Source organism: Acidithiobacillus concretivorus (genome assembly GCF_018853445.1).
Classification (GTDB): Bacteria; Pseudomonadota; Gammaproteobacteria; order Acidithiobacillales; family Acidithiobacillaceae; genus Acidithiobacillus; species Acidithiobacillus concretivorus.
Map to the genome: position 1 here is coordinate 47,048 of NZ_JABELD010000002.1, position 7,944 is coordinate 54,991.

Genomic DNA, 7,944 nt, shown 5'->3' on the forward strand with positions numbered 1-7,944 from the left:
CATGACCCATCATCTTACGCGTAAAGCGGCTTTATTGACTGCCGGTTTTATTCTTCTGAATGCCAGCGCAAATTTGGCTTTTGCCCGGGAACCCGCCCAGGTGAATTATCAGGTGCTACTCCTGCGCCAGGAACTGAGTGTCCAGAAAAATGGTGCTTATACCGACAACATTGACCGGGTGATTCAACCGCTGACCATGGCTGGTGTTCAATCACAATCCCAGATGCAAATTGGCTATCCAGCCAACTTTGCCCAGGTGCACATACTCGAAGCCTATACGGAAACGGCCTCTGGCGTTAAACATTCCGTACCGGCCGACGCTATTTATACCCAATCCAGCCCGGATGCCTTGAGTGCCCCCTTTTTAAGTGATGGTCGCATTCAGAGTGTAGTCTTTCCGGCCGTAGCACCCGGAGATACGCTGCACATCCGCTACACTATCCATTACAATCATCCCTATTTGCCGGGCATCTACGCCATCAGCACGCTTTTGGCCCCCAATGTGCCCGTCAGCAAAGCACAAATCATTTTGCACGCACCCACATCACAAAAACTGTATGCCGCACAGCAAGGCGATGCCTGGCATGCCGTGTCCATCCGTCACGCTAAAAATATGACCAGCCGATCATTTGAAACCAGCCTCAATAAAGTTTCCTACCCACCACTGGGGAGTCCGGCCATGACGCAATATGCGCCCCTGGCGGTGATTTCGACGGCAGAACACTGGACTGATGTCGCCGAGGCTTACAATCAGCTTGCTACCCCCTCTATGCAAATGACCCCGGAATTGCAAAAAGCTGCTGAACATATTGCGCATGGAGCAACGGGGCTGGATGCGGTCAAAGTTATTTATCACTGGATGCAAAAAAACATTCATTCAGTATCTATCAACTACGCCAACGCAGGCTTTACGCCACCCAGTGCGAGCAGCACTCTGCAACGCGGAGTTGGCGACAGCAATGCCAATGCGGCATTGCTCTGCACCCTTTTGCACGCCGTCCATATTGAGGCAGCACCGGCCATCATTTCCACCTCCGCACGCTTTCACCCCTACCCTGCTGTAGATCCTTTTGCCTTTGGTCATTTTCTGGTGTACGTGCCCGCTTATCATTTATTTCTGGATCCCACTTCGCGCTATGCCGGCATCCATAGTTTGCCCCTGGAAGATGCGGGCCGCCCGGCGCTCATCACCGGAAAAAATCCACGCATGACGCAAACCCCGTTGCCCGATCTCAGCTTGCCGCTCATCGACCAACATACCCAACTCCGCCTGAGCGCCTCCGGCACCATGCGCGACCAGACCGTCGAAATACGCCGGGGTTATGCCGCCCAGGACATTCGCTCCGCCCTGATGGGCAGCAAGGGACGCATGTTGATGAAAGGATTGCGCAACGGTTTTTATGAACAGGGAGACCTTGGGCAACTACAAAGCATGGCATTTCAGAATCGGGAAAAGCTCGACCAACCTCTGGGCCTGAAAACCAGCGCCGTAAAAGACGGCCTGTTTATACCCGGTCAAAGTGTTGCCATGATCATGCCCACGGATACGTCCATGGCCAAGCCTTTGCAGGCCTTTACCGCAGAGAGTGTCCGCACAACACCAAGTTTAATCAACCCTAGCAATATGCAATCAGATATTTCCCTAAAATTACCGCAAGGTTATCAGCCCGCCTATTTACCGAAAAATATCGACGTACAAACATCCGTTGGAAGCTATAGTATTCACTACGCACTGTCCGGACAAACGCTCAAAATTGATCAGCGGCTGAAACTACCGGAGTTTGTGGTCAGTGCGAAGGACTACCCGGCCTTGCATCAACTGGCAATATTAAGCTCCAGCAGTACCCGCGAGGGGTTACTGCTGGTGAAAAAACTTAAACGCTGAAATCCTTGGGCTGCTGATCCCAATCAAAGGCACCTAACATATCATAAGCATCCCGATCACGATGATTCAGAGGCTCCAGACCGAAACGCGTTTCAATAAACTTGAGAATGCTGGCAGTGCTGGCCAGATGATGATCCACCAGACCACTCCGCGCCCAAGGACTAATCAACATGGCGGGAATACGTGTTCCAAATCCATAATCATCCACTACTTTCGGAGGTAACGAATCCCAGAAACCACCCCCCTCATCATAGGTGATAAATATGGCGGTTTTATCCCAGGCCGGCCCGTCAGCCGCAGCGCGCACCAGTTGTTCCACCCATTCCATACCATAAGCGGGCGCACAATCCGCAGGATGTTCATCATGGGATGCGGTAGCCTTTAAAAAAGAAACCGAAGGCAGCTTTCCGGCACGCGCATCCGCCAGAAAATCATCACTATCCCGAATATGGCCTGCTTTAACATAATCCGGCCAGCGTGGGTAATACTGGAAAGGATTATGATGGGCAACGTATAACTGGCTGGTATCAATTACCGCCGAGCCATCTCCCGGTCCAAAAGCGGTTTTCAGCGCCCAAGGCTTTACTTTATTCCAATTTTCGTTGTACCAGGCCCAGGAAACCTTTGCCGTATCCAAACGATCACCAATATTGTCATACGTCTGCGCTGCTGGCGGCGGCGAAATTTCCAGCTCTTTCGTTCTACCAGCGTCTGTGGGTCCTTGAACAGGAGCCAAATCATTGACCATGATTTTCCGATGGTCATAAGGCAGGTCAAAAAATCCATGTTCCAGGCCTGCTTCACGCGGATCAAAGGGCGCACAAATATCCGCTGTAGCGCCAGGATTGATGCAGGAACGCGCGGCGACAAGATACAACGCATTACCCGTGCTACCACCACTCATTGCCTGATAAAAATGATCAAACAAAGTATATTGATGCGCCAAGCGATGATAAAAGGGAAGATCAGCTTCCGTATAATGCCCCAGCACAGGTCCACTGGGACGTGCCAAATCAAAAGCAATCTGCTCTGCCGACATTTTCTTGAAGTCATCGCGATGCAAATGAGTTTTGCCACCCCCAGCCAAAGCTACAAAGCGGTCCATTTTTCCATTATTGACTTCTGCCATCATCCGGAAAAAACGATGTCTTGGATCCCAGTTGACGTTACCTTTGACGGGAATAAAGGGTGCCAAATGAAAGGGTTGATTAGCTAGCTGTACATTCTGAAAGCCAGGAATATCTAAAGGCAAAGGTAGGTTACTATAAGCAATTCCGGCCGGATTTTTCTGGAGACCATTGAAGCGATGATCCAGATTGCCCGATGAATCCAGAAGATTAATGACTTTTTGACCATTTTTGGCTTGAAAAGTCCCAAAATAATGATCAAAACTGCGATTTTCCTGAAAAATGATGACCACATGCTCAATTTTTTTGCGCAGTACGGTTTTTTCATCCACCCCACCCGCATGGGCCACACCCATTAATTTGGGTGCGGTAACTACTGCTGCACCGCCTAACCCCAATTGCTTCAAAAACTGCCGACGATTCTGACGCTCCATCATATATTCCTCATCAAAAAGAGAGAGTTCGTTATTCTGGTGGTTTAATTCAGTATATGAATTTTTTCAGCACAATTTCCTTTACGGCCCTTTTCAAGACTGTCAGGGGCGGGAAATGCATTGATTTTATCTTTGTGAATGGTAATCCAGGCTTGGGTCAAAATATTGCCTTGACGATCCAGTTCATGGGTATGACGGCCGGGCGTCTCGCAACGGAGTTCCAGCGCATCCGCATTTTTCACCTTAAAACTTTCGGCAAAAGCTTTGAGAATAGCATTGCGTGCGACCCATTGGCCACGATGCGTACGAATAAACGCCGTAAACGCCGTGGCGTTAAGTTTATCCAGCAAATCCAACTCTTTGGGGAAAAACTGTTCGGGCGTTTCGCCAAAGCAGGCGACATGTTTGTAATACTCATGGCGATCCAGGCAAATGTTGGCCATAGGCATATTTGCATACAAACGCACATGTAATGCAGCCGGTAAATTCAGAGCCGGATTGGCACAACTATCTTTCGGCAGAGTATGCCCCGGGTTATACCAATAACAGCCATAATGCCACCAGGTCGGGCCATTCATCCCGGAAGCAATGAGTGACTTGGGACGGCTCGCCCACAGCCCATGCATGGTCCACTGCTGGTTTATTTTTGCGTCCGGGGACAAATCCTTGCATGCAGGACCCGCGTTGGTCCAGGTCGCGCACACGCCCGGATGCCACATGACGGCAAAGGTGTAATGGTTGAAATTCTGCATGCCTTGGGGAACGTCTGCCGCCGCCAGTGAAGAGGATAGGCCAACCCCTACAAGACCAAGAGATAAAACTGAAGCTTTTATGACGCGCAAAATATTCACTGACAAAACGCCCCCCGAAAAGTGGTATTTATATTAACTGGAATGACTGGATAAATGTACTTCAACCGTAAAGTTGGTTGCATGCTTGGGCATGTTTTTTGTGAAAGGTGGGTAGTTACCTTCTTTTACTGATTGCAGTGCTGCCTTATCAATCGGCTGCACACCGCTGGACTGGGTGATTTTAGCCCAAAGCAATTGTCCGGAGGGGGTTAAACGGAAAGTAATGACTGCCGTACCACTTAAGTGCATCAGGCGAACTGCCTCAGGCACATGGGCATCTGCCTGAACCTGTGCTCGTACCATAGATGCATAACGGGCTAATGCTGCCTGCCGTGCCGCCATACTGGGTGCGGGCGGGGGCGGGGGCGGGGGCGGCGCAGGCGGCGGTGCCGGTGGCACAACAGGCGCAGTCGGCAACGGCGTCTTGGCCATCAGCGGCTTGGGCGTCGGTGTATGATGGACCACTGGACGCGGTTGAGGAATAGGTTTGGGCCTCGGAACCGGTACCGGCTTGGGTTGCACCACCGGTTTGGGCGGCCGCGGAACGGGTATGGGTTTGGGCTTGGGCGGTGCCGGATGCACCATATGAATAGCAATGATTTTTTTCACCACCGGCTTGGGCGGCGGCGGAGCGGAGCTGATCCACAGCAGACCTGCCAGCAGCGCAATTTCCATTACCGCCCCAACCAGCAGGGCCTTACCAAAATGTCCCTCAGATTTTTCAGGTCCTTGAGGCGACCAGGAAGGATTTGTCACCATGGTATTCATCATTTAATCCTCATCGAATGACATTGCTCGGAAATGTACCGAAGCACTATGCCGGGCAATAGCTTTCAAATAGCGCCGCAAAACCGTTACCGGAGTTACGGCGCAAACAAATAACTGATTAGAAATTAGCCGTCAGGCTTACATAAAAAGTTCTCGGTGCCCCAGGCAAACCAATCAAATCTCCCTTGGTGTTGGGGCCATAAGTACCGCCACTGCTGATATATTCATAGCTGTTGTAGCGGTTACCAAGCACATTAAGCAGATCCACATCTACGCCCACATTTCGGAAGTAAGCCATGTGCATGGGAATCTTGCTGTGTAGAGCCAGGTTCAACAAAGTATAAGAAGGTAATTTCGCCGTAGCCGAAGGTGACTTGGTGATACTGTCATACAGGGACTGAGGCCCGGTATATTGCACCCAGATACGCGGCTCCAGCAAAATACCGTCAACAAAGCTTTTGGCATAAGCCCCAATATTGAAAGTTGCGTCCGGCACATTGGCAACTGGCAGGCCATCATAGCTTTTACCTTTCACGGTATAATTACTGAAATACGCTTTCTGAAAGGACAAATTGGCAAAGGTGTGGAGCCAGTACAGTGGATTATCCACGGCATAAATATTAACACCTTCATAATCTGAGGTACCTTCGGCATTGATCACATCACCATTGGTCAAAGTAATGGGAAGATACTGATTGGAGAAGCGGGTGAAGTACCAGTTGGCACTAAACAGAAAATGATGCAGGTAACCATCATGCGCCACGTGGACCTTGAAACCCGCCTGATAGTTCTGTCCTTTTTCCAATGAAATGGAACTGGCTGGGATAGCCTGGAAAGGACCGCCGCCACCGCCGAATGCAGGGGTCTGATAAGCCTCACTATAACCGGCAAACAACGCCAGATGATGAATGGGGCGCCAGCTAATATTCACCGAAGGTTCCACCGCACTCAGGCTACGTGAATCCGCTGGTAGTATGGCCTGATTACCCTTGGGATATAATTTACTCGACTCTGGAAAAGTTTCCGTAGTAAAGGGGGTATAATTCAACTGAAACTGTTCCACCCGAACTCCAGGAGTGATATCAATAGAGGATACCGGATGAATTTTATCCTGGAAAAAAGCAGCCACATCCGTCACATCCAGAAAATTGCTCCGATACTTGTCATTGGGAACAAAACGCGTGGCATAGTAGGGTGCATATTGGCTGTAGAAGGCATTTTTAGAGTTGTCTCTGGATTTGATAAAATAACCACCAAACCCCAGCTTGTTATAGGGTAACTTACTATTAAACCAAAGTTTATCTCCGTAAGTTTCACTATGAGGATCATTATACTCGTTAGTATTTGGTGCACCCACCGCATAGGAAACATAACGATTGTGCAAACGGTGTCCATAACGATACCAGATATCATTATGCAGCCAGGTCGCGGCACCAATATCCACGTTCAGCTTGTTGTAGAACATCCAGGTGCTGTTACTGTCAATTTTGTAAGGTGCCGCATTGTAAAAGCCAGAGGTCTGCTGGCTATACAGTGGGCCCGGTATGGGCTTACCGGTTTTGTTATCAAAGCCATTGATGGTCGTACCCGATGCCGCCGATACAGGAATATCATAAGGCTTGTAAGCTGAACCTTTGGCTAAATAGGCTCCGAAACTGTCATCGCCCCGGCGGAAGCGCTTGCGAATCTTGAGGAACCAGGCATAACTATGGCTGGGCAAAACCACACCAGAAGGACTCAGTAAACTGGTTCCTGAAGGAACGCCAAGGAAACTGTTACCACTGCTCACACCACCCGCCAGAACTGCCGAGAAGCCATCAAAATTACCAGTACGCACGTCAAAATGAATATTTTTAAAATTGTTACTACCGTAACTCATACCAATACTGGCACCGGGTTTATTGGTCGGCTGAATCGGCACAAAATCAATACCACCACCAATATTGTTATACCAGCGATTTTCAGGGTTACCCGGGCCATAGGTGACGTGGATACCCTGGATGATGGAAGGCTGATTGACCTGAGGAGACTGCCAAAGTCCAGTGGCCGGATTATTCATGGGGATGCCATCAAAAGAAATGGCAATACTATGTGCCGCCTCAGAACCTTTGGGATTTCCCCAACCTTGTTTAATACCATCAATACTAATCTGTGCCTTGGCGGCCCCTGTCCCGTAACTGGCCAAGGTACTCACGCCAGGCGCGAAATTCAGCATCTGCGCTCCGCCGGCACCTGGTCCTGCCGCTTCAATTTCTTTTCTGCCTAACACCTTTGAAGAAACACCTGACTTGAAAATGTGCTTTTGTTTGGGCAACTCTGGCGTAGGCTGGGCGTAAGCGGCTTGTGTCACGACATTACTGGAGACCTCGCCCACGGCAATACTTTGCTGGTTTGTTTTGTGCCGCACGCGGGCGCTGCGCGTCTGGGCGGTCACTCCCGCATGGGCAAGAGGTATCAAGCCCAATAGGCCAGTAGCAGCCAAGGCAAGCGTTAAAGGACGCATACTTGTTTTACGGTACATTTTTTATAACTCCTTAAGGCGTTCAAATGATAAGCAGGTTGTTCAAGAACTTTTCGCCGCGATCCCAATATCACTCACCCCCGCCTTCTGGCAGCGGTCCATGACATGAATGAAATCCTGAAAGGGCACGCCCTTGTCAGCGGCAATGGTGATCTGGGTCTTGCCGGGGTCACCATCGCTGGCGAGCATTTTCTCCAGACCATCCAGGTCGTAGTGATGGCCCTTCACATTCACTGACCCATCTTTGTTGATGTTGATGGTGAAATGCGGGCGCGGCAGACTCTGGGCTTCACTGGAAGTGGGCAACTGCAAATTGAGGCCCTTGTCGGGAATCATCTGCAGAGTGATCATGATGAAA

6 protein-coding genes are annotated in these 7,944 nt (G+C 50.1%); 1 reads left to right on the top strand and 5 read right to left on the bottom strand.

Translation table 11 applies throughout. The annotated features are described in order from the left end of the window. Position 1: 1 nt before the first annotated feature. On the top strand, positions 2-1,885 hold the full coding sequence (locus HJG40_RS00235; protein WP_215862342.1) for a DUF3857 domain-containing protein: 1,884 nt from the start codon (positions 2-4) through the stop codon (positions 1,883-1,885). On the opposite strand, the gene HJG40_RS00240 is transcribed toward HJG40_RS00235, so the two are convergent. The 5 genes from HJG40_RS00240 to HJG40_RS00260 form a co-directional block, all read right to left on the bottom strand. Next, positions 1,875-3,449, bottom strand: a complete 1,575-nt coding sequence (locus HJG40_RS00240) for an alkaline phosphatase family protein (RefSeq protein WP_226856770.1) — start codon at positions 3,447-3,449, stop codon at positions 1,875-1,877. The two genes, HJG40_RS00235 and HJG40_RS00240, sit on opposite strands and share 11 nt — an antisense overlap. Positions 3,450-3,490: 41 nt before the next feature. Continuing rightward, positions 3,491-4,297 carry a ribonuclease T2 family protein gene (locus tag HJG40_RS00245; RefSeq protein ID WP_215862343.1) on the bottom strand — a complete coding sequence of 269 codons (807 nt, stop codon included), beginning with the start codon at positions 4,295-4,297 and terminating at the stop codon, positions 3,491-3,493. Positions 4,298-4,330: 33 nt separating this feature from the next. After that, entirely contained in the window at positions 4,331-5,065 is a 735-nt protein-coding gene (locus HJG40_RS00250; RefSeq protein WP_215862351.1) for an energy transducer TonB, read from the bottom strand. 118 nt (positions 5,066-5,183) lie between these two features. Further along, positions 5,184-7,586: a TonB-dependent receptor gene (locus tag HJG40_RS00255; protein WP_215862344.1), complete on the bottom strand. Its 2,403-nt coding sequence runs from the start codon at positions 7,584-7,586 to the stop codon at positions 5,184-5,186. Between the two features lie 42 nt (positions 7,587-7,628). After that, a partial coding sequence (locus tag HJG40_RS00260; RefSeq protein WP_215862345.1) for an ExbD/TolR family protein occupies positions 7,629-7,944 on the bottom strand: 316 nt, incomplete at its 5' end.

Bases quoted from the DNA above. Each gene is read 5' to 3' on its own strand.
- HJG40_RS00250 (WP_215862351.1), bottom strand. From the start codon at position 5,065: ATGAATACCATGGTGACAAATCCTTCCTGGTCGCCTCAAGGACCTGAA.
- HJG40_RS00255 (WP_215862344.1), bottom strand. From the start codon at position 7,586: ATGTACCGTAAAACAAGTATGCGTCCTTTAACGCTTGCCTTGGCTGCT.
- HJG40_RS00240 (WP_226856770.1), bottom strand. From the start codon at position 3,449: ATGATGGAGCGTCAGAATCGTCGGCAGTTTTTGAAGCAATTGGGGTTA.
- HJG40_RS00235 (WP_215862342.1), top strand. From the start codon at position 2: ATGACCCATCATCTTACGCGTAAAGCGGCTTTATTGACTGCCGGTTTT.